17 protein-coding genes and 1 pseudogene are annotated in these 20,954 nt (G+C 66.2%); 9 read left to right on the forward strand and 9 right to left on the reverse strand.

The annotated features are described in order from the left end of the window. Window positions 1-178 precede the first annotated feature (178 nt). The 3 genes from ACFEMD_RS14905 (at window position 179) to mce (ending at window position 4,253) form a co-directional block, all read left to right on the forward strand. A complete protein-coding gene (locus ACFEMD_RS14905; protein ID WP_394741872.1) occupies window positions 179-1,006 on the forward strand; it encodes an aldo/keto reductase in 828 nt (275 codons plus the stop codon). 44 nt (window positions 1,007-1,050) lie between these two features. Next, complete coding sequence (locus ACFEMD_RS14910; protein ID WP_394741874.1) at window positions 1,051-3,732, forward strand: PAS domain-containing sensor histidine kinase; 2,682 nt, start codon at window positions 1,051-1,053, stop codon at window positions 3,730-3,732. 137 nt (window positions 3,733-3,869) lie between these two features. Then, complete coding sequence (gene mce / locus ACFEMD_RS14915) at window positions 3,870-4,253, forward strand: methylmalonyl-CoA epimerase (RefSeq protein ID WP_394741875.1); 384 nt, start codon at window positions 3,870-3,872, stop codon at window positions 4,251-4,253. A gap of 124 nt (window positions 4,254-4,377) precedes the next feature. Here the strand turns inward: mce and ACFEMD_RS14920 are convergent, their stop codons facing one another. Further along, the gene (locus tag ACFEMD_RS14920; RefSeq protein ID WP_278293320.1) at window positions 4,378-4,524 is read right to left on the reverse strand and encodes a hypothetical protein; all 147 of its coding nucleotides are present in this window, start codon (window positions 4,522-4,524) and stop codon (window positions 4,378-4,380) included. 99 nt (window positions 4,525-4,623) lie between these two features. Next, the gene (locus ACFEMD_RS14925; protein ID WP_394741877.1) at window positions 4,624-6,153 is read right to left on the reverse strand and encodes an LVIVD repeat-containing protein; all 1,530 of its coding nucleotides are present in this window, start codon (window positions 6,151-6,153) and stop codon (window positions 4,624-4,626) included. Between the two features lie 226 nt (window positions 6,154-6,379). Between ACFEMD_RS14925 and ACFEMD_RS14930 the strand changes: the two genes are divergently transcribed. Further along, the gene (locus tag ACFEMD_RS14930) at window positions 6,380-7,714 is read left to right on the forward strand and encodes a metallophosphoesterase (protein WP_394741878.1); all 1,335 of its coding nucleotides are present in this window, start codon (window positions 6,380-6,382) and stop codon (window positions 7,712-7,714) included. Between the two features lie 3 nt (window positions 7,715-7,717). Here the strand turns inward: ACFEMD_RS14930 and ACFEMD_RS14935 are convergent. Then, window positions 7,718-9,144, reverse strand: a pseudogene (locus ACFEMD_RS14935) (sodium-dependent transporter). A 219-nt stretch (window positions 9,145-9,363) separates the two neighbouring features. Here ACFEMD_RS14935 and ACFEMD_RS14940 point away from each other — a divergent pair. Then, a complete protein-coding gene (locus ACFEMD_RS14940) occupies window positions 9,364-11,118 on the forward strand; it encodes a C69 family dipeptidase (RefSeq protein ID WP_394741879.1) in 1,755 nt (584 codons plus the stop codon). 120 nt (window positions 11,119-11,238) lie between these two features. On the opposite strand, the gene ACFEMD_RS14945 is transcribed toward ACFEMD_RS14940, so the two are convergent. From ACFEMD_RS14945 to ACFEMD_RS14955, 3 genes are all read right to left on the reverse strand, one after another. Next, window positions 11,239-12,033: a YihY/virulence factor BrkB family protein gene (locus tag ACFEMD_RS14945; RefSeq protein WP_394741880.1), complete on the reverse strand. Its 795-nt coding sequence runs from the start codon at window positions 12,031-12,033 to the stop codon at window positions 11,239-11,241. 159 nt (window positions 12,034-12,192) lie between these two features. Beyond that, the gene (locus tag ACFEMD_RS14950) at window positions 12,193-12,579 is read right to left on the reverse strand and encodes a hypothetical protein (RefSeq protein WP_394741881.1); all 387 of its coding nucleotides are present in this window, start codon (window positions 12,577-12,579) and stop codon (window positions 12,193-12,195) included. Then, complete coding sequence (locus tag ACFEMD_RS14955) at window positions 12,576-13,457, reverse strand: ParA family protein (protein ID WP_394741882.1); 882 nt, start codon at window positions 13,455-13,457, stop codon at window positions 12,576-12,578. Before ACFEMD_RS14955 ends, ACFEMD_RS14950 begins: the two co-directional genes overlap by 4 nt. Window positions 13,458-13,714: 257 nt before the next feature. Here ACFEMD_RS14955 and ACFEMD_RS14960 point away from each other — a divergent pair, with 257 nt between their 5' ends. Beyond that, window positions 13,715-14,308, forward strand: a complete 594-nt coding sequence (locus ACFEMD_RS14960; RefSeq protein ID WP_394741884.1) for a GNAT family N-acetyltransferase — start codon at window positions 13,715-13,717, stop codon at window positions 14,306-14,308. Between the two features lie 3 nt (window positions 14,309-14,311). Here ACFEMD_RS14960 and ACFEMD_RS14965 read toward each other — a convergent pair whose 3' ends face one another. From ACFEMD_RS14965 to ACFEMD_RS14975, 3 genes are all read right to left on the reverse strand, one after another. After that, the gene (locus tag ACFEMD_RS14965; protein ID WP_005559330.1) at window positions 14,312-14,725 is read right to left on the reverse strand and encodes a helix-turn-helix domain-containing protein; all 414 of its coding nucleotides are present in this window, start codon (window positions 14,723-14,725) and stop codon (window positions 14,312-14,314) included. A gap of 515 nt (window positions 14,726-15,240) precedes the next feature. Continuing rightward, window positions 15,241-17,250 (reverse strand): heavy metal translocating P-type ATPase, encoded by a 2,010-nt coding sequence (locus ACFEMD_RS14970; RefSeq protein WP_394741885.1) that lies wholly within the window; start codon window positions 17,248-17,250, stop codon window positions 15,241-15,243. A gap of 93 nt (window positions 17,251-17,343) precedes the next feature. Then, window positions 17,344-17,685 carry an SHOCT domain-containing protein gene (locus ACFEMD_RS14975; protein ID WP_394741886.1) on the reverse strand — a complete coding sequence of 114 codons (342 nt, stop codon included), beginning with the start codon at window positions 17,683-17,685 and terminating at the stop codon, window positions 17,344-17,346. Between the two features lie 211 nt (window positions 17,686-17,896). Between ACFEMD_RS14975 and trxA the strand changes: the two genes are divergently transcribed. The 3 genes from trxA (at window position 17,897) to hemH (ending at window position 20,920) form a co-directional block, all read left to right on the forward strand. Then, window positions 17,897-18,325 (forward strand): thioredoxin, encoded by a 429-nt coding sequence (trxA, locus tag ACFEMD_RS14980; protein WP_394741887.1) that lies wholly within the window; start codon window positions 17,897-17,899, stop codon window positions 18,323-18,325. A 163-nt stretch (window positions 18,326-18,488) separates the two neighbouring features. Further along, the gene (hemG, locus tag ACFEMD_RS14985; protein WP_394741890.1) at window positions 18,489-19,769 is read left to right on the forward strand and encodes a protoporphyrinogen oxidase; all 1,281 of its coding nucleotides are present in this window, start codon (window positions 18,489-18,491) and stop codon (window positions 19,767-19,769) included. An 89-nt stretch (window positions 19,770-19,858) separates the two neighbouring features. Then, entirely contained in the window at window positions 19,859-20,920 is a 1,062-nt protein-coding gene (gene hemH, locus ACFEMD_RS14990; protein WP_394741891.1) for a ferrochelatase, read from the forward strand. Window positions 20,921-20,954 lie beyond the last annotated feature (34 nt).

Here is a 20,954-nt window from a genome sequence, read left to right on the forward strand (position 1 = left end):
GGGTTGAAGCTAGCCAACTATATATTCCTAAAGGGTTACGACTAGGCTCGAAACTAGGTGTCTAGGATGGAAAGCTAAACTCTCGTACCGAGGTCGACACGGCCGAGGAGACGACCTCGAGACCGGTTTCGCGGGCGAGCGGGAAGGACTGAAGCCCGTCGGTATCGAACGAACCGGCGTGACCGACAGCCACACTATCGACGCCGGAAACGCGGCGATTCCGGCGCTCGGATTCGGGACGGCACGGATGACCGGCGACGAGTGCCGGCGGGCGGTCGCGGCCGCCCTCGAGGTCGGCTACCGCCACCTCGACACCGCCCAGATGTACGACAACGAGGACGCGGTCGGCGACGCGCTCGCGGCGAGCGACGTCCCCCGCGAGGACGTCTTCGTCGTGACCAAGGTCGATACGGACAACCTCGCTCGCGATGCCGTCCTCGAGTCGACCCGCCGGAGCCTCGAGCGACTGGGCGTCGAGACGGTCGATCTCCTCCTGATCCACGCGCCCCGCGACCACACGCCCCTCGAGGAGACGCTGGACGCGATGAACGACCTCCAGGAGGAGGGTCGGGTCGACCATATCGGCGTCAGCAACTTCTCGGTCGCCCAGCTCGAGCGCGCTCGGGAGCTGTCGGCGACGCCGATCGTCGCCAACCAGGTGAAGTACCACCCCTACCACCGACAGGACGAGCTGCTCTCGTACTGCGTCGACAACGACGTCTGCCTGACCGCCTACAGCCCGCTGGCCGAAGGGGCCGTCGTCGGCGACGAGCGCCTCGCGGAGATCGGCGAGCGACACGGCAAGTCGGCATCCCAGGTCGCGCTCCGGTGGCTCGCCCAACAGCCCGCCGTGGCGGCGATCCCGAAGGCCTCGAGTCGCGATCACCTCGAGGCGAACGCCGAGGTTTTCGACTTCGAGCTCTCGGGCGAGGAGATGCGGACGGTGTTCGAGCTGACGGATCCGCGTCTCACCGCGAGAATCGCATCCAAGCTCGGCTTCGACTGACGGTCGTGCAAGAACTTATCCGACTCACCCGTTACTGAACGCATATGTGCGATGGTGTGGGGGCACCTGACGAGGCGGATCGGGAGAGCACGGCCGGAGGAGTCTCGCCGGAGCAGTATCGAACAGTAGTGAACGCGATCGGCGACGGCATCTATCAGCTCGACGCCGACAACCGGTTCGTCGCGGTCAACGACACCGTTCTCGGGTGGACAGGGTACGACCGCGAGGAGCTGCTCGGTGAGCACGTCTCGGTCGTTTTCGACGAGTACGATACCGCCCGTTTCGAGCGGGAACTCCACGAGCGCCTCGAGACCGTCGAGGACGCCGAGGCGACGTTCGATCTCGCGATCGAGACCGCCGACGGTGACAGCCTCCCCTGTGAGGTCAGGTTCAGCGTCCTCGAGGAGGACGGCGAGTTCGAGGGCGTTGCCGGCGTCGTCCGCGAGACACCCGACCGCGAACGCGATCAGCCGACCTCCGTCTGGGAGACGTACGACTCGATCTCGTCGGTTATCGACGAGGCCGACGTCGGGGTGTTCGTCCTCGACGAGTCGTTCGACGTCGTCTGGGCCGACGAAACCGTCGAGCGGTACTTCGGGATCGAGCGAAACGACGTCATCGGGCGGAGCAAGCGAGCGGTCATCGGGGAGACGATCCGCGACCGACTCTCCGATCCGGAGGGGTTCGCGGAAACCGTCCTGGCCACGTACGACGACAACAGCTCAGTCGAGCAGTTCGAGTGCCGAGTGACGCCCGGCCCCGGGCGCGAGGGGCGCTGGCTCGAGCACCGGAGCAAGCCGATCGAGTCCGGTCGGTACGCCGGCGGTCGCGTCGAGCTGTACTACGATATCACCGATCGAAAGGAGTCACAGCGGGCGCGCCGCGAGAGCGAGCGGCGGTTCGAATCGCTGGTCACCGCAGTCGACGAGTACGCCATCTTCATGCTCGACCCCGAGGGACGGGTACGGAGCTGGAACGAGGGGGCGAAACGGATCAAGGGGTACGACGCGTCGGAGATCCGCGGCGAGCACTTCTCGGTATTCTACACCGACGCCGATCGAGCGGCCGACGTTCCGGCGCGGAACTTGAAACAGGCCAGGACGGAGGGGACCTCCGAGGACGAGGGCTGGCGCGTCCGCGCGGACGGCTCGACGTTCTGGGCGAGCGTGACGCTCACGGCGATCAGAGAGGACGGCGAACTCCAGGGGTACGCGAAGGTCACCCGCGACATGACCGAGCGACGGGAGCGAGAGCAGCAGCTCCAGCGCGAGCGCGACCTAGTCGAGCGGATCCTCGAGACGAGCCCGGTCGGCATCGCGGTCGTCAACCCCGACGGGTCGACCAGCCGGGCGAACGAACGGATGGCCACCCTGCTCGACGTACCCCCGGCGGAAAGCGGGGAGTACACCGCGGGTCAACGGGACATGTACGACCGAGACGGTCGGCTGCTGTCCGTCGAGGAACGACCCGCAAGCCGCGTCTTCGAAACGGGCGAGCCCGTGTACGATCGGGAGATCCGTCTGGACCGGGGCGACGGCGGACGGACGTGGCTCTCGATAAACGCCACGCCGATCGGCACCGACGAGGGACCGCCCGAGCAGGTCGTCGTCACCGCGACCGACATTACCGACCTCAAGGAGCTGGCGGAGCGACGAAAGCGGGAACTCGAGGAGCGCGAGAAGGAGCTCACGGCCGTCAAGCTCGCCACGAATCTGCTCGAGACCGGCGACCGACCGGTCGAGGAGCTGCTCGAGGAGTTCGTCGCGCAACTCCCGCAGTCGTTCCGGTTCCCCGAGCGAACCGCCGCGCGGATCTCGTTCGGAAACCGGGAGGCCGTAACCGGAACGAACGAATCGTTCGAACGGATGATCACCTCCCGTGCGAGCACGGCCAACGGAACGCCGATCACGATCGACGTCGGGTTCACGGCCCCTCCGTCCGAGGAGGAGACGAACGCGTTTATCGACGAGGAACAGGAGCTGATCGACACGCTCGCGACGCTCGCGAAGTTTCACTTCGAGCGCCGGGAGTACATCGACGAGCTCCGGGCCGAAACCCGACGTCTGGAGCAGTTCGCCTACGCCGCCTCCCACGACCTTCAGGAGCCCCTTCGGATGGTCTCGAGCTACCTCCAGCTCATCGAACGGCGGTACGCGGACGACCTCGACGGGGACGGCCGGGAGTTCCTCGCCTTTGCCCTCGAGGGAGCCGAACGGATGCGCAACATGATCGACGGCCTGCTCGCCTACGCCCGGGTGAAGACGCGGGGCGATCCGCTGGAGCCGGTGGATCTCGACGCCGTCCTCGAGGACGTCCGATCGGATCTCGAGATGCGAATCGCGGCGACGAACGCCGAGGTCACCGCCGATCCCCTGCCGACCGTCGAGGGCGACGAGAGCCAGCTCCGACAGGTGTTCCAGAACCTGCTGGACAACGCGATCGAGTACAGCCACGGCCCGCCCCGAATCCACGTCTCGGCAGAACGACGCGGCTCACAGTGGGAGCTCTCGGTTCGCGACGAGGGGATCGGCATTCCGGCCGACGAGCGCGAGCAGATCTTCGAGATGTTCCAGCGGCTGCACGGTCGCGGCGACCACGACGGTACCGGGATCGGACTCGCGCTCTGCGAACGGATCGTCGAGCGCCACGGCGGCGAGATCCGGGTGGAATCCGAACCCGGTGAGGGATCGACGTTTTCGTTCACCCTTCCGGCCGTCGGCGAGTGATAGGGATTGCTGTAGCGGTTTACCGGCGCAACCACCGCTCGGGTCGCGGTTGCGCCGGAAACGACGTCCGGTAAACCGCACGAGATCGTCGCCGGAAGGACAACACTCAGGCCCCGCGGGCTCGAACCCGCCTCCCGATGCACATCGACCACGCGGGGATCGCAACCGACGACGCCGCGGAGCTTGCGGCGCTGTACGGCGAGCTGTTCGGCCTCGAGACCGTTCACGAGGAGACGTTCGACGGGATGGAGGTCGTCTTCCTCGACTGCGGGAACGGCTACCTCGAGCTGCTCGAGCCCGTCGAGGAGGGGACGATCGCCGACTACCTCGAGTCGAACGGACCGGGGATCCACCACCTCGCGCTCGCGACCGACGACATCGAGGCGGCGCTCGAGCGCGCCCGCGAGCACGACGTCGCCCTCGTCGACGAGCAGCCCCGTCCCGGCGCGTGGGGCCACACGGTCGCGTTCTTGCACCCGAAGGACACGGGCGGGATCCTGCTCGAATTCGTCGAGCACTGAGTCGCCCGATCGTTCGGCACCTCGGAGAGCAGCGCCGAGCGCTCGAGCCGACGGCTGCTTCGAACGAGTCGGTGCGAAAAACGGGCGTCGTTAGGATCGGGGGTCGGGACGTTGTACCGCCGAGCTAGTACCCGAGCAACCGCAGGATAATTCCCAGCACGATCCCCGTGAGGCCGACGAGGATCCCCACGCCGGGGATGACGGGGATCGGCAGGAGGCCGATACCGAGCACGATCGCGAGTACGATGACGATCGTCGAGATTCTGACCATACCGGTGATAGCTCGCGTTACCCGGTAGATGTTGGGCTTGCTATCTCGCCTGTAGCGCGCCCACCGCTCGGGAGTCGTATCGAATCCGTCCGTCGGCGATCAGTGGTGAGCCATCTCGAACTCCTCGACTTCGACGCCCTCCTCCTCGGCGACGGCCTCGACCTCGGCGAGGGCCTCCTCGGTCATCTCCTCGCCGCCAGTGTTTGGCACCGTCGCGTGCTCGGCATGGTAGTGGTGGGCCAGCTCGAGCCCGTCCGCGCCGACCTCGTCGCGGGGCTCGTAGGTGTGTTTGATCTCCTCGAGGATCGTTCGGAACTCGAAGCGCTCGGGCGAGAGCTCGAACGTGTACGCGCCGGTCAGCGAGTCGCTGGCGAAGACGAAGTTCCTGGCCTCGTTGTACTCGATCGACCAGACGAACGGCGGATGGACCGCATCGAGCATGTCGACGACGGGCCCGCTTCCGAGCTGGGGGATCAGATCCTCATCCTCGTGGGTCGGGTAGCTCTGGGCGTGAGTCGGGTTCCGCGGATCGGTAATGTCGGCGACCCAGACGCCCTCGTGGTAGCCGCCGTCAACCAGCAGCGTGATCCCGCCCGCACAGGGGACGACGTTGTGGAAGTGGGTCGTCCAGAAGAACGGTTCGTCCTCGCCCTGCTCTCTCGCGTTCGGCGAGTGAGTGAAGCCGATGTGGATCGGATCCTCGGGCGAGCCCTCGTCCCAGCCGATGTCGTAGACGTGCTTGCCGCCCGGAATCCCCGACCCGATCTCGTCGCCGACCACCGCGAGGTCGCGCTCGGGGTCGAAACTCGCCTGGTGGCAGCTCTGGAATCCCGGTTCGCCGATTTCCTCGTAGTCGGGCAACTCGGCGTAGTCGATCCGCGAGAGTTCCTCGGGCTCGTAGGGGTCGCTAACGTCGAAGATGACGTAGCCGACGAAGTCGCCCCCGATGTAAGCGGCGTGGATGAGGTCCCGGTGGGGGTCGACCTCGAGGTCGTGACAGTAGCCGTCGGGGCCGAACTCCGAGAGGTGCTCGGGCTCGGTCGGATCGCTCACGTCGTAGATGAGGATGCCCGGTTCTTCGCCGTCCTTGTCGATCGGGTACAGAATGGGCTCCTCGGGGTGTTCCTCGAGCTTGTGGACGCCGGTTCGGGGCGTCTCGACGGTGGCGACGGTCTCGGGCTCCTCGACGGTTCCGACGTCGTAGCCGTAGTCGATCACCTGAAATCCCATCTCGGCGTCGTCGACGTTGGGCTCGAGGGTCCGGTAGTAGAGCCCGTCGCGGGGGTCGAACTTCACGTCGTTCTGGCGGTTCGTGTTGGCCGAGGGGACCCGGTGGGCCTGCTCGGGGTTCTCCAGATCCGAGAGGTCGACGAGGAAACTCCCGCCCTCACCGTAGTAGCCGCCCATTACGGCGTACTTCCCATCGTCGCGTACCGCGCCGTAGGTATATATTCCGGGCGGGTTCTCGAGGAAGTCGTGGCCGAGTCGCTCGAGGGTGCCCGGAACGCCGTTACCGTCGTCGTCCGTCGCTCCCTCGCCCCCGCTTACCGTTCCGGTTCCGACCCCGCCGGCCGCGACGGCCGCGACCCCGCTGTACTTCAGGACGTCCCGCCGTGAACTGTCGAACATGCCGGTTGGACCAATCGACTAAACTGTATTATCGTTAGTTACGATCTTCACGGATTGAGGCGTTCACAAAGTTATATTATTCCGTTGTCACCTAGATGGAAGGGCAAACGAGACTACCGACGACCGCTCCGGTCGCGTCCGCCTCCCTCTGAGACAGGGGACGGGGGTAGCCCACGAGGAGCGACGGACGACAAAACTTTTGCGACCGCGACGAGGTGTGAAGATGATGGCCACCGAGACCGGTGATCGGGTCTACTACGTGATCAGCGACCTCCACATCGGCGGCGACGAACAGCTCGAGGACGTCGAGTTTCTCGACGAACTGCTCGAGTTCCTCGAGCGACTCGAGGAGACCGACGAGAACGCCGAGCTGATCATCAACGGCGACGCGTTCGGGCTCTGGGAGTTTACGACCGTCGAGGGGATCGAGAAGTTCGAGGTGCTCGAGCGCACCTATCCGACGCTGTTCGAACAGTTCCGGGCGACCGGCGAGAACGTGCCGATCACGCTGTTGCCGGGCAACCACGACCACGAGCTGGCAGCCTACGACGAGTACGTCGAGCGTTTCGCCGAGTACAACGTCGAGCTTGTCCAGGACCGATGGATCAGCCGGGAGATCGGCGACCAGGCGATCCACTTCGAGCACGGCCACCAGCACGACGCCAACAACCGGATCGAGGACTGGGGCAACCCCCACGCGACGCCGCTCGGCTACTACTACAACACCCTCGTCACGAGCCGAGCGGGCCAGCTCTCCGATCGGGGACGGTACAACTGGATGAAAGACGTCCAGGCGGTGACCCCGACCGAACGGATGCCCGTCTGGCTCCTCTCGAAGTACTTCTATCGGGAGATGAACCCGCTGTTGCGGTACTCGATGTTCCCGTTCCTGTTACTGTTCAACATCAGCGTCATCCTCGCGGTGCTCGCGGGGCTCGATCTCGCGGGGATCTGGTCGATGCCCGTCGACCGAACCGAAGCCTTCCTCGGCCAGTTCGGTGCTGCCGGGACGGCGGCCTGGTTCTTTCTCGCGTTAAACGTCACCGTCGGCGGGCTGCTGACGCTCGTCGGGATCCCGCTGTACTTCATTCGCCGGGATATCCGGAAGACCGTCGACCGCTTCGGGGTCTTCGAGACCGAACTCACCGTCGATCCCCAGCGGCCCTACGAGAGCGCTGCCCGGGAGATCTTCTCCGAGCAGCCGGGAACGACGATCTTCTGCTACGGGCACACCCACCGACCGGGCGTCCGCGAGGTCGACGGCGGACTGCTGGTCAACACCGGAACCTGGCTCAAGCGACTCCACCGCCGGGACGGAATCATCGGGCTCCTCCCGCCGGTGTTTTACCCGTCCTACCAGCTGCCGGCCGTCCGCATCTCGGCCGACTCCGAGGGCGTCGCCGTCGAGTACGAACGGATGACGAAACCGAGCCCGGCCTCCGAGGAGCTGACTCGCACCGAGCGGTTCTTTACGGTCGGCCGGGAACCCGAACCGGATCTGCCCGACCGACACGTCGTCGAACCGCCACGCGAGAAACAGGTCGCGGAAGCGACTGACTGATCGTCAGTCCGCGCTCTCAGTCGGTCGACCGTGGTTCCCGGAGTGGGAACGGCGAGCCAGGAGGACGAACGGAACTACCGTCGCCAGCGTCACGACCAGCAGTAGCTCCGTCCCCATGGAGAGCCCGACCAGGATCGAGACGTCGGCGTAGAACGTAAAGAGTAGAAACGCCGGGAAGACGGTCCCGATCGCGTACCGCAGGGAACCACGAGCGGGCTCGAGATCGGCCCCGCACCGTTACGGAGCTCCTCGACCGCTTCCGGTCCGAGGACCCAGGCGGTGTAGACCATGAACCCGGTCAGCCCGAGCACCAGGAGCAGATCGACGAGGTGGTCAGCGAACAGCGTAAACACGACCGGACTGAACGCGTTTACGCCGCCGGTGACCGCGACCAGGGCGAACAGTCCGCGAGTCGCGGTCGAGCGCTCGAGGTCGAACTCGTCGACCAGGAACGAAACCGGGATCTCGAGCATGCTGATCAGGCTGGTCAGCGCCGCGAGCAACACGACGAGGAAGAAGATCAGGCCGAGAATCCGCCCGCCGGGAAGGCTCGCGAACGCACCGGCCATGCCGACGAACAGGGCGCCGGGACCGCCCTCGGTCGGCCCGGCGGCGAAGGAAAACAGCAGCGGAAAGAGCACGAGTCCGGCCAGCACGCCGATACCGAGGTTGAGGACGGCGATGGCCGAGGCGTCGAGCGGCAGCGATCGGTCGTCGTCGACGTAGGATGCGTAGGTGATCATCGTCCCGCCGCCGATCGAGAGGGTAAACAGCGCCTGGCCGGCGGCCGATCCGAGCACCGACAGGAAGTTCTCCGCAGGGTAGGCTCCGTCGAACCCGAGGTAGAACTCGTACCCCGCCGCGGCGCCGGGCTGGCGGGCCGCCCAGACGGCCAAAGCGATCAGCAGGACGACGACGCCGGGCATCATCAGCTTCGTCGTCGCCTCGATGCCGCGTCTGATACCCGCGGTGACGATCAGCGCGGTGGCCGCGAGGACGGCGAGCTGGTAGGCGAACGCCTCGGCCCCGTAGCTGATCGTCTCGAAGTGGGCCCCGGGATCGGCGAAGTACGCCCCGGTCGCGCTCTCGAGGAAGTACCGGAGGATCCACCCGCCGACGACGCTGTAGAACGACATTAGCAGGATCGCGGTGACGACACAGAGCACGCCGAGCGCCGTCCAGGCCCGCGATCCCGCGAGCGATCTAAACGCCCCGACCGGGTTCCGGTTCGAGCGCCGGCCGATCACGAACGCGGCCAGTAGCCCGGGAACGCCGACGAAAAGGACGATGAGCAGGTACAACAGCAGAAAGGCGCTCCCACCGTTCTCGGCGGTCACCCACGGGAACCGCCAGATGTTCCCCAGTCCGATCGCGCTCCCGACTGCGGCCAGGATGAACCCGGCCCGGCTCGCCCAACTCTCTCGTGGCATTCTGTCTCGGGCGAGCGGATCGCCGCGCATAAGACTCATAGTTAAGTTGAAATGAACTATCGTAACGATTCCTCGGAAACCGACACTCGCGACGGATCCGTCCGACCGTCAGCTTTCCCGGGGCTCGTCCGTCGGTTCGGAGCAGTACGTTCTCCTTTCCTTATCATTGCTAACTATTATCGAGAGGTTCGTCGAACGTACTCGACGGAGTGACAGTACGTGACTAAGAGACGACTTTCGAGACGCGGGTTCGGAGCACTGGGCGTGAGCGCGGCGCTGTTCGCCGGCGCCGGGCGGGGCGAAGGCGGGTTCGGCGTCGAGGATGCCGGCCTCGAGGGCCCGAGCGACCCCCACTCGCTCGACGGGAAGAGCATCGGCTTCTACGTCGGCAGCGAGCTCACCGAGGACGGCTCGACGCTGCTTGGGGGATTCGGCCACGAGCCCTCGAGCCACTGGCTCGAGATCGTTCCCCGCCAGGACCACGCCGAGGATGCGACGGTGACCGTCGGCGTCACCGAGGACGCCGACATCCCCGGCGAGCTGACCGAGATCCCGCAGGCCTCGGAGACGAACAAGTACGTCGCCTCGATGTACTCCGAATGGGCGGGGTTCCCGCCGCCGCTGACCAACGGCGGGCTCAACGAGCACGGCGTCGCCGCCCGCGATATCTGGTCGCCCTCGCGGGCCGAACTCGTCGAGCTGGCCGAGGAGGAGGCGCCCCAGACTGGACCCCAGTACTCCGACCTCGCGAAGGCGGCGATGGAGCGGGCCTCGAGCGCCCGCGAGGCCGTCGAGGTCGTCGGCGGGCTGATGGACGAACACGGCTACTCGACCTACGGCGGGAACTCCCACCTGTTCGCCGACGAGGACGAGGGGTGGGTGTTCATCAACTTCGCCCACCCAGACGGCGATCTCTGGGCGGCCGAACGGCTCGGCGCCGACGAGGTGCGGGTGTCCTATTTCGGCTACATCCGCGAGTTCCCGGTCGACCACGAGGACGATCCCGACTTTATCGGCTCGGATCGGCTGGTCGAGTTCGCGGAAGAGCAGGGGTGGTGGGACGGCGAGGGCGACACCCTCGACCTGTTCGAGGTCTACGGCCTGGGAGAGTTCCCCGCCGAGGCCGACGAGTACGACGCGCCGGAGTTCTACCAGGCCGCACGCTATCCGCCCGAACGGGAAGCGGAGCTCCGGGAGCTGGCGCCGGTCAGCCTCGAGGACATGCTCGCGCTGGTGCGGGATCCCCGCTGGTCGACCGACCACGCGGGCTACGGCCAGGTCGCCCACCTGCGGCCCGACACTCGAGAGGAGCTCCAGACGCTGTGGACCGCCGTCACGAGCGCCGCGACGACGCCGTACGTCCCGATTCCCGTCGGCGTCGAGTCGGTCCCGCCCGAGTTCCGCCAGCACCGGTATCTCACCACGAACTCGGCCGCGAACTTCCTCGACGAGGAGTGGAAGCTCCAGGAGGCCACCCGGTACGCGACCCGAGAATTCAAGCGTCTGCTGTACTTCACGTCCGCCGATCCGGAGGCGTTCTACGCCGACGTGGTGGGCGCCATCGAGGGCTTCGAGCGGGAGGTGCTCGCGGAACGGGACGCCGTCGAGACGAACGCTCGGAAACTGTTCGAGGCCGGCGAGGTGCGGGCGGCCTGCGAGTACCTCACCGAGGACACCTCGCGGCGGCTGCTCGAGAGCCTGCGACTCGGGACGACGCTGGCGATGGACGTCGAGGCCGACCTCCGCGAGCGGATCGAAATTCCGAAACCCGAGGGCCGTCCCGAACCGGGCGAGACGACGCCCCCAACCAGTCAGTCGATGGACGAGGGCCCCGACACCGAGATGGTCCACGTCTACAGCGAGGACCTCCACGCGGACTATCCGCGAGAACACGGGGTCTACACCGACGAGGCCGACGGCGTTCGGGACGGGCGTTCGAGGCCGGCGCCGACGCTCGAGCACGAGGGCGAGTAGCTCGCGCTTCGGGCAGCGTGCGATCTCCGAACACCGCCCTGGAACGGCCGCACACCCGGACGAGGCGTGTCTCTCCCGGTTCGAACGGAGCTCCGTACGTCACGCCGGCGTCTCCCGACCTCAGGCCGGAGACGTTCGCCTGAGGTCCTGTTCGAGGACCGCATTGACGACCGCTCCGAGGAGAAGGAGGGTACTGGCGAAGTACAACCACGTGAGGAACAGCAAGACGCCGCCGATGACTCCGTACGCCTCGAACCCGGTGGCATATCTGCTGTACAGCTGGAACCCGGCCTGGAGAAACAGCCACCCGACGGAAACGACGAGCGTTCCCGGCAGCGCTGCGGCGAGACTCATCTGCTGGGGTGGCATGACGTAATACACCGGGAGAAACACGATCGTGAGTCCAACTACCAAAACGGTCCAGCCGACGATATCGACGTACGGAAGCTCGACCATCGTCGGCTGACTAATGAACGTTCCAGCTCCGATCATGAGCGTTACGCCGACGCCGACCAGCCCCAACACGACGAGTCCGTCGATAATCTGCCGTGTGAACGGGGTTTCCACGTCCGCGGCGTAGACCTCGTCGAACGCCATGTCGATCGCTCGAACGACTTTGACCGCCGACCACGCCAATCCGAGAACGCCGACGATCGACGCGCCGACCTGTCCTGATTGGTTCTCGAGCGTTTGACTCACGATCTCGCGGCCGGACGCCGAGAGATGCTCTTCGACCGTCGCGATGATTCGCTCGGCGAACGCTTCCTCGCCGACGAACGATCCGATCGCCAGCGTTAGCAGTAGCAACGGGATGATCGAAAAGAACGCATAGTACGCGATACTGGAAGCGTAGAACGTGATGTGTTCGTCGCTCGCTCGCGAGGCGATCGTTCGGATACTGTCAAAACGGCTCATAGAGGGCGTACAGGGGGGGTCGAAAAATCGCTGAGCGTGGACGTTGCAAGGCAGAACGGCGAAGAGGACGGAGGTGGCCTCTTCGACGTCTCAGAACCCGCGTTCCCAGCTACTACTGCACCGAAAATACCGACGCGATCGAGACGGACCGTTACGGCGCTACTCCTCCCGGCGGGCCTCGAGCACCAGTTCGGCGATCCGTTCGGGCTCCTCGGTCGCCAGTCGGAGCACCGCGTCGTGGATCTCGCGGGTTTCCTCGTCGACGACGTCCTCGCGGGCCAGCGTCGGCGTGATCGTCGTCCGGAGCTTCTTCTCGAAGGCGTCCCAGGTCTCGCCGCGGGCGTACAGCGGGCGCTGGCGGACCGCGTCGTACTCGAAGGCGGGGCCGCTTTCGGCGGGCGTCGATTCGACCGAACCCGAGTCCTTGGCATCCTCGGATTCGACCGACTCCTCGTCGACGAACGCGGTTTCGACTGTCTCCTCGTCGTCTTCGACGTTCGGCGACTCGGCGGTCTCGGCCTCGAGGTCGTCGAACGGGTTGCTCATCGATGGACACCTCCGCTCGCGACGATCTCGGCGAGCTCCTCGTAGGGGGCGATCTGGTCGGAGTCGGGCGCGTAGTCCTGGAGGGGCTGTTCGTGGCTCAGCGATCGGGACAGCGCCGCCCGGTGGCGAATGCCCGGCTTCGGGGGCTCGAGCTCGCCGGCGTCGATGCGCTCGAACTCGTCGGCGGTGATCCGGGCGAACTCGGGGACGACCTCCGGCAGCGGCTGGCCGGGATTGACCTCGTGTTCGGCCGTGTTCAGGCTCTCGAGCAGCTCCCGGGCCTCGGTGCGCTGGTCGATGCGGTCCTCGAGTTTGTTCGGAACGATCGCGAGGACCTCGACGTCGATGTACTCGCGGGCGGGCTCGATCAGCCGCTCCATCGTCCGTTTGTAGCCGCCGATCGCGCTCGAGCCGGGCTCGATCGGGATCACGACGTTGCCCGTCGCGACCAGGGCGTTGTTGTTGAGCATCCCGGGATAGGCCGGGCAGTCGAAGACGACGTAGTCGTAGGCCTCGCCCAGCAGGGGGTCGACGATCTTGGATTTGACGCGGGCCGACCCCTGCATCGCGCCCGCCAGTTCGGTCTCGACGTCCTCGAGGGAGTCCGAGGAGGGAAGCAGGTCGAACCCGTACTCCGTCTGCCGGATGATGTCGTGGGGCGTAGCGTCGCCCTCCAGGATGACGTTTCCGAGATCCGTCTCGCTGTGGTAGGCCTCCTCGAACCCGAGGCCGTTCGTCGCGTGTCCGTTCGGGTCCAGATCGACGAACAGCGTCGATCCGCGCTCCGCGAGCTGCCGTGCGAGGTTGATCGAGGTCGTCGACTTTCCGACACCGCCTTTCAAGATGACTACGCTTACCGCGCGTGGCTCGTCTGTCATGGTGTATTCCCATCCACTGAATGAGAGCTCCCTACTCGTCCGTGAATGTCACTCTCAGCGGATACTGGACACAGCTAATGAGAGGCACATAACCCTACCGACTTCGCTACAATAGCTTACATAGCTCCAATAGGTGAAGTAGCTAAGCTACCTATTGTACCGTGGATCACTGACTCGAGCCGTCTCCGACGTGTCGTTCCCGTGATCGCATCGGAGACCCACAAACCCTTTTGGTAGCAGATGGCCTAGGTTCGATCATGTACGTCCGAGACGCCAAAAACAGGGAGGAGGTCTGGCTGCTCGACCACATCGAGTCGATGGGGCTTGACGACACGGCGTTTCGCTCCCGCGACTACGTGGTCGCCGTCGACGAGGTCTCCGGCCAGAAGGCGGGGTTCGGACGGATTCGGATCCACAGGACCGACCCCGAGGAGGGACCGAACGAGGTCTGCGAGCTGACCAGCATCGGCGTCCTCGAGGGGTGGCGCGACCAGGGGGTCGGCGCCCACGTCGTCGAACGGCTGCTCGAGTACGCCGGCGACGAGGGGTTCGATACCGTCTACGCGCTGACCGGCGAGAGCGCCTACCTCGCCCGGTTCGGCTTCCATCGGATCGACGCCGAGCAGTTGCCCGCGCCGCTCGAGAAGCGCCACACCGAAAAGCGCGAGCGGATCGATCCCGAAGCGGTGCCGTTAGCGATCGAGGTCGAGCGGTTCCGGATGCCGGAACGACTCCGGGAGGCGTTCAAGCAAGCGACGGAACAGCCCGAAGAGGAGGACGACGACGAGAGCGCCGAGGACTTCGGTATCGACCCGGATACAGCGACGTACAAGTACGATACGGGTCGGTGAGGCTTAGGCTCGCGTGTCCTCGACCGCTGGCGTCCCGTCCTCGACACCCTCGTACTTGTCCTCGAACTCCTGGATGAGCTGGCCCATCTTCGCGTACCAGTCGTTCAACATCCGCTGCATGTCGTTTGCGATCTGGGTCGGGTCGGTCGGGTAGTAGACGTGGTAGTAGCCGCCCTGGTCGTAGTTGACCTGCTCCTTCTGGATGAACCCGCTCTGGAGCAGCCGCTGGATCGCTCGGTACGCCGTCGAGCGCTCGCGGTCGACTCGCTCGGCGACTTCGTCGATCGTCAGCGGCTCCTCGCTCTCGACGAGCGCTCGGAAGCAGTCCTTGTCGAGCTGTTTGAGACCGTGGATGCACTCGAGCAGCCCCTCGCACTGCATGTCCTGCTGGAGTTGTTCCGCCATCGAGTTTGCCATTACTGCCTCGAGGTAGGATCCCCGTCGGTATAAGGGTTGTGCGAATATTGTACAAAGTCGAGGAACTACTTCGTGCGCCGTTAAGTTTGCCGTTTCGAGCGCTAGCGTCTTTGCCGAAACCGCTCGACGGCGTTCCGAAAGGTTACCCGTTAGAATTGTGGGACTCGATCAAGAGTTACCCTCCGACGCCCGGAATCCCACGGCTTTCAGCTCGTAGCGGTCGTGGGTAAGGGCTGCGGTCGTAAGCGCTTCCCGAGCGTGATTCGCCGCAGAGTGGACTCGAGGGAACGCCAATCTCCCGGATCAGGAACCGGCTCACCGAGGCGATTGAACTGACGGCCGCGGGTGGCAAGTCGCCGGCTACCGCGGCGAACCGCCCAACGCGCGATCTCCCCTTCGGGAGTTCGAGGAGCGATCCGGGAGGAATGGGCTCGAGGCGGTCGTTCGAACGGAGAGCCCGATCGAGGGGCTGCAACGGCCCGATCGAGAACGAGCGTAGCGCGTCGACAGCCCTCTCAGCCGTCGAACCGGAGCAGCCGCAACCCGATCAGGCTGACCAGCACGGTCGAACCTTCGTGGCCGACCACGGCAACCGGCAGCGGGATTCCGGCCGTGAGGATCGCCACGATCATGATCGCGATCGCGCCGAACGCGATGGCGAAGTTGACGTACAGCGTTCGCCGCGTCTCCTTGCTGAGCGCGAACGCGTACGGCAGCCGATCGAGCCTGTCCGACATGAGCACGATGTCGGCCGTCTCGAGGGCCACGTCGGTTCCCGCACCACCCATCCCGATGCTGATGTCGGCCGTCGCGAGCGCGGGCGCGTCGTTGACCCCGTCGCCGACCATCGCGACGGCCTCGTGGCGCCCCTGGAGCGCCTCGATGTGGTCGACTTTCTCCTCGGGAAGGAGCTCCGCGTACACCTCGTCGATGCCGAGCTCCTCGGCGATGTACTGGGCGACCCGTTCGTTGTCGCCCGTGAGCATAACGATCTGTTCGACGCCGCGCTCGCGGAGCCGTTCGATGGTCTCGGCCGCGTCGGCCCGGATCGTATCGCTGAAGGCGAGCCAGCCGAGCACCCGCAGGCGATCGTCGGTTTCCTCGACGACGAGGACGCTCGTCTTTCCGCCGTGCTCGAGGTCGCGAACGGCCTCGAGGCCGGTCTCGAGCCCGTCGACCGATCGTCCCTCGAGTTCGGTCCGGACGTACCGTGGGTTCCCGATGTGGAGCGTCCGCCCCTCGACGGTCGCGCGGACGCCCTTGCCGACGACCGCCTCGAACTCGGTCGCGGCGGGGAGCTCGAGGCCGCGCTCTCGGGCGGCCTCGACGGTCGCCTCGGCGAGGTGGTGCTCGGACCGGGACTGCACCGCGGCCGCGATGGCGAGCAGCTGCTCGTCGGTTAGTGACTCCCCGGCGACCAGTTCGCCGCGGACCGATCCGCCGTCGCCGGAGACGGTGCCTCGAGCGCTCACGTCGGTCAGCCGGGTGTTGCCCTCCGTCAGAGTCCCGGTCTTGTCGAAGGCGACGGCGTCGACGTTGCCCGCTGTCTCGATGTGCTCGCCGCCCTTGAACAGGACACCCTGTCGGCCGCCGGCCGAGATCGCCGAGAGCACCGCCGCCGGCGTCGAGATGATGACCGCGCAGGGCGAGGCCGCGACCATGAGCGTCATCGCGCGGTAGAACGTCGGTTCGAACGAGTGGTTCAGCACTGTTATCGGGAGCGCGACCGCAACCGCCGTCATCGCGAGGACGCTCATCACGTAGGGCTGTTCGAAGCGGTCGATGAGCTGCTGGGTCGGTGCCCGCTTCTCCTGGGCCCGCTCGACCATGTTGATGAGCCGGGAGATCGCCGACTCCTCCGCTTTGCGGGTGACTCTCACCTCGAGACTTCCCGTCTCGTTGATCGTCCCGCTGAACACCTCGTCGCCGGGTTCTTTCGTCACCGGCACCGATTCGCCGGTGAGCGAGGACTGGTCGACCGTGCTCTCGCCGGACTCGACGACGCCGTCTAGGGGCAGCCGGTCACCGGGACGAACGACGAACACGTCGCCGATCTCGACGTCGCCGATCGGCGTCGTCGCTTCCTGGCCGTCGCGGAGGATCCGGGCCGACTCCGGGCGCATCTCGATGAGCGACCTGATCGCCGTTCGGGAGCGGCCGATCGCGTACTCCTCCAAGACGCCCGACAGCGAGAACAGAAACAGCAACATCGCGCCCTCGAAGGGTGCGCCGATGAACAGCGCGCCGAGCGCCGCGAGGATCATCAGCAGGTCGATCTCCACTGCGGGCTCTCGGATGGCCCTGATGCTCTCTTTGAGTCCGTACCAGCCGCCGAAAACGTAGGCGACCGCGTAGCTGCCCCAGACGACCGGCTCCGGTGCGCCGAACCACCCGCCGAGCAGCCCGCCTCCCATCCCGAGAAAGGTGAGCACGACGAACGCCGCCTGTCGCCGGACGATCGGTCGCTCCGTCGGTGCCGGCGACCGGTCGGACCCGATCGATGCCGCGTTCGAGGACGTCTGCATACTACTACTCGTACCGTCGATCGAATAAGTATTCGTCAGCGGACGACTCACGGCGACGTTTTCGGGGCGGGACGGCGGTGGCTTCGATCGTCGTCACTCCCCGTCCCTCCGGAGCGTCCGTCGCCGTCGCTCGAACTCCTCCTCGGCGATGTCCCCGCGAGCGTAGCGTTCGCGGAGTTCCTCGAGCGCCCGGTCCGAGGTCCCGGTTCGGTCGCGTGCGGTCGAACCGCCGTCACGGCTCGCGGTCCAGGCGGCCGCGAGTGCGAGCAGACCGACCGCCAGCAGCGGCCAGAACAGCCAGCCCCAGCTTCCCCAGCCGCCCATCGTTCCGCCGTGGCCCTGCGCGACGGCGGTTCCCGTCATGCCGACGAGGACGGCGAGGGTCGCCACGAGCGCCGATACGGCCCGTCCGAACCGTTCGCGTGCGGTCGTCATGGCTTGATCACGTTCGAACGTACGATATTGTGGTGTATAGGCATAGTCGTACGTTCCCAGCAAGCCGGAAGTATCGAAGAAGCCGTCTTGAGGAGTGCTGATTACGGCGGAGCGAGAAGTCATCGCCGGCCGAAAGTCGGTTACGAACCCCACGTATTGCTCCATACATACAGATCTGTTATGTCCGACGAGCGCGTACCGTCGTTCGACGATGAGCGACACTGCCGACGACGATCGAGCGCAGATCCGCGAACGGAAGAAACGGGAACTGCAGCGTCGCCTCGAGAACGGCGGCGACCTGACCGAAGACGGAACGGAGACGCCGGCCGAGCCGATCGCGATCGAGGGGCAGGGACACCTCCAGGACGTCGTCGACAGCCACGACGTCGTCCTCGTCGACTGCTACGCCGACTGGTGTGGCCCCTGCAAGATGCTCGAGCCGACGATCGAGTCGCTGGCCGCCGAAACCGCCGCCGCCGTCGCGAAAGTCGACGTCGACGCCCATCAGCGGCTGGCCCAACAACTCGGCGCCCGGAGCATTCCGACCCTGGTGCTGTACGTCGACGGCGAACCGGTCGAGCGACTGCTCGGGGCGCAAGACCGGGCGACGCTCGAATCGCTGATCGAGCGACACGGTTAGCTATAGTAGACACTGAAAGTCAGTGCGCACCCGATCGCACGATGGCTGTATGGTCGGTGTGCAAACAGTTTCAGTTGCTACTATACTACCGGAGCGAGCGACCGCGTGACAGCGTCGGCTGCGTGACGATACACCGAAAAGGCTCCGCTCGAAAGGACGGATGATGAAGGTCGGTATCGTCGGAGCTGGGATCTCGGGGCTCTCGCTCGTTCACGCGCTCGAGAAGCGAGACATCGACGTGACGGCGTTCGAGGCGCGCGAGGAACCCGGCGGAGTCGTACGAAGCCGACGCGTGGGTGACCACGTCGTCGAGCTGGGACCGCAGCGGCTCCGGCTGACGCCGGGGCTCGAGTCGATGGTCGACGACCTCGGGCTCCGCGATCGGCTGGAGTTCGGCGACGACGAGCAGCCGATCTACGTCTATCACGACGGCGAGCTGAAGGTGGCACCGCTGTCGGTTCGCGAGGCGCTGACGACCGACCTGCTCACCCCAACCGGCAAGCTCCGGATGCTCCTCGAGCCCCTGACGGGGCCGCCGCGGCCGAACGAGACCGTCGACGGCTACCTGGTTCGAACGTTCGGGACGCAGGCGGCGCGACGGTACCTCGGACCGCTGTACAGCGGGCTGTACGGGACCGACCCTCGAGACATGCTCGTGGAGTACTCACTCGGGCGCGTCCTCGAGAAGGCCGGCATCGAGCGAAGCGTCCTCCTGTGGGTCGCCAGGAAGCTGCTCGAGGATCGCGACACCCCGCCGATGTGTACCTTCGAGGACGGACTGGGCGAGCTGACGAACGGCCTGTACGAGGCCCACGCCGACTCGATCCACCTCGAGACGCCCGTCGAATCGATCCGCGAGCGAGCGGACGGGTACGAACTCCACACCGCCGGCGGAAGCGAGCGCGTCGACGAGGTCGTCCTGACGGCGCCCGCCGAGACCTGCGCCGAGTTGCTCGCGCCGGTCGATTCCGGCCTGGAGGCGACGCTGCGCCGGTTCAACTACAACCCGATCGGGATGGTCTTTCTCGAGTCTGCGTTCGACGGCACCGGGATCGGGACGCTCGTCCCGCCGGGGTCGGACGTCCGGATCAGCGGGCTGACCTGGAACTCGAGCTTCCTCGACCGGGACGGGCTCTTCACGTGCTACATCGACCCGCTGAGCTACCCGGCGCTCGCCGAGGCCGACGACGAGGAGCTGGGTCGGGTCGGCGCCGCCGAGTTCGAGCGCATCACCGGCGCCCCGGCGACGCCGATCCACGTCCACCGCTGGGAGCCCGGGATGCCGGCGTACGACCGCTCGTGGACGGCGACCGACGACCTCGAGCTTCCCGACGGGATCCACCTCTGTACGAACTTCGTCGGCCGACCCGGAATTCCCGGACGCATCCGAACCGCGACGGCGATCGCCGACGAGCTCGCCGGCGAGGCGACACCCGTCGAATGAGGGGTCGATCCGGGCGTGAGGGGATCCAGCGGGCGTCCGCGGGTTCCGGCTTCGAAGTGCCTATACCGGCACCGTCCTAACGGCCGGCTATGACAACCGGCGTCGTCCTGCTGAACTTCGGCGAACCGGCCGCACCGGACCGCGACGCGGTGCTCGAGTACCTCACCCGGATCTTCTTCGACAACGCTGATCTGGAGGAGGCCGACTCCGAGGAGGCCGCCCGGGAGCGCTCGCGGGAGCTGGCCGAGCGACGGCTGCCGAGCCTGATGGAGGAGTACGAGGAGATCGGCGGCTCGCCGCTGCAGGAGCAGGCGGGCACCCAGGCCGACGCCCTCGAGGACGCCCTGACCGAGCGGGGCCACGAGGTCGAGCTCTACCACGCGATGCAGTTCATGGAGCCGCTGATCACCGACCTCCCGGCCACGCTGGCCGACGACGGGATCGACTCGGTCGTCGCCGTCCCGATCTACCCGCTGTGTGGTCCCTCGACGACGGTCTCAGCGATCGACTCGCTCGAGTCGGCGATCGAGGACCGCGAGGAGTACGAGCCGGAGTTCACGGCGATTACCGGCTGGCACCGGGTCCCCGCCTACAACCGACTCCGGGCCGAGGGAATCCGCGGGTTCGTCGAGGAGGAGGGCGTCGACCTCCAGGACCCCGACACCGCGTTCGTCTTCTCGGCACACGGAACCCCGAAGAAGTACCTCGAGGAGGGGAGCCGGTACGACCAGTACGTCGAGGAACACGCGTCGGCGATCGCCGACATGATCGGGATCGACGACTACGAGATCGGCTACCAGAACCACGCCAACCGGGGGATCGAGTGGACCGAGCCCGAGACCGAAGACGTCGTCGAGGGCCTCGAGGATGAGGCCGAACGCGTCGTCGTCGAGCCGATGAGCTTCATGCACGAGCAGTCCGAGACGCTCGTCGAACTCGATATCGACCTGCGCGAGGACGCCGCCGACGTCGGCCTCGAGCTCCACCGGGTTCCGGTTCCCCACGACGATCCGCGGTTCGCGACGCTGCTCGCCGACACCGTCGAGCCGTTCCTCTCGGGCTTCGAGCCGTCGTACTACCAGCTCCGGCAGTGCGAGTGTCGGCCCGAGCCGGGCACGTACTGTTACAACGCGGGACTGCCGCCGCATTGACCTCCTCCCACGACTGAAGTCGTGGGATTCCTCC

Source organism: Natronococcus roseus (assembly GCF_043677095.1).
GTDB classification, from domain to species: domain Archaea; phylum Halobacteriota; class Halobacteria; order Halobacteriales; family Natrialbaceae; genus Natronococcus; species Natronococcus roseus.

Coding starts and splice junctions, on each gene's coding strand:
- ACFEMD_RS14910 (WP_394741874.1), top strand. CDS start 1,051: ATGTGCGATGGTGTGGGGGCACCTGACGAGGCGGATCGGGAGAGCACG.
- mce (WP_394741875.1), top strand. CDS start 3,870: ATGCACATCGACCACGCGGGGATCGCAACCGACGACGCCGCGGAGCTT.
- ACFEMD_RS14920 (WP_278293320.1), bottom strand. CDS start 4,524: ATGGTCAGAATCTCGACGATCGTCATCGTACTCGCGATCGTGCTCGGT.
- ACFEMD_RS14925 (WP_394741877.1), bottom strand. CDS start 6,153: ATGTTCGACAGTTCACGGCGGGACGTCCTGAAGTACAGCGGGGTCGCG.
- ACFEMD_RS14930 (WP_394741878.1), top strand. CDS start 6,380: ATGGCCACCGAGACCGGTGATCGGGTCTACTACGTGATCAGCGACCTC.
- ACFEMD_RS14945 (WP_394741880.1), bottom strand. CDS start 12,033: ATGAGCCGTTTTGACAGTATCCGAACGATCGCCTCGCGAGCGAGCGAC.
- ACFEMD_RS14950 (WP_394741881.1), bottom strand. CDS start 12,579: ATGAGCAACCCGTTCGACGACCTCGAGGCCGAGACCGCCGAGTCGCCG.
- ACFEMD_RS14955 (WP_394741882.1), bottom strand. CDS start 13,457: ATGACAGACGAGCCACGCGCGGTAAGCGTAGTCATCTTGAAAGGCGGT.
- ACFEMD_RS14960 (WP_394741884.1), top strand. CDS start 13,715: ATGTACGTCCGAGACGCCAAAAACAGGGAGGAGGTCTGGCTGCTCGAC.
- ACFEMD_RS14965 (WP_005559330.1), bottom strand. CDS start 14,725: ATGGCAAACTCGATGGCGGAACAACTCCAGCAGGACATGCAGTGCGAG.
- ACFEMD_RS14970 (WP_394741885.1), bottom strand. CDS start 17,250: ATGCAGACGTCCTCGAACGCGGCATCGATCGGGTCCGACCGGTCGCCG.
- ACFEMD_RS14975 (WP_394741886.1), bottom strand. CDS start 17,685: ATGACGACCGCACGCGAACGGTTCGGACGGGCCGTATCGGCGCTCGTG.
- trxA (WP_394741887.1), top strand. CDS start 17,897: ATGAGCGACACTGCCGACGACGATCGAGCGCAGATCCGCGAACGGAAG.
- hemG (WP_394741890.1), top strand. CDS start 18,489: ATGAAGGTCGGTATCGTCGGAGCTGGGATCTCGGGGCTCTCGCTCGTT.
- hemH (WP_394741891.1), top strand. CDS start 19,859: ATGACAACCGGCGTCGTCCTGCTGAACTTCGGCGAACCGGCCGCACCG.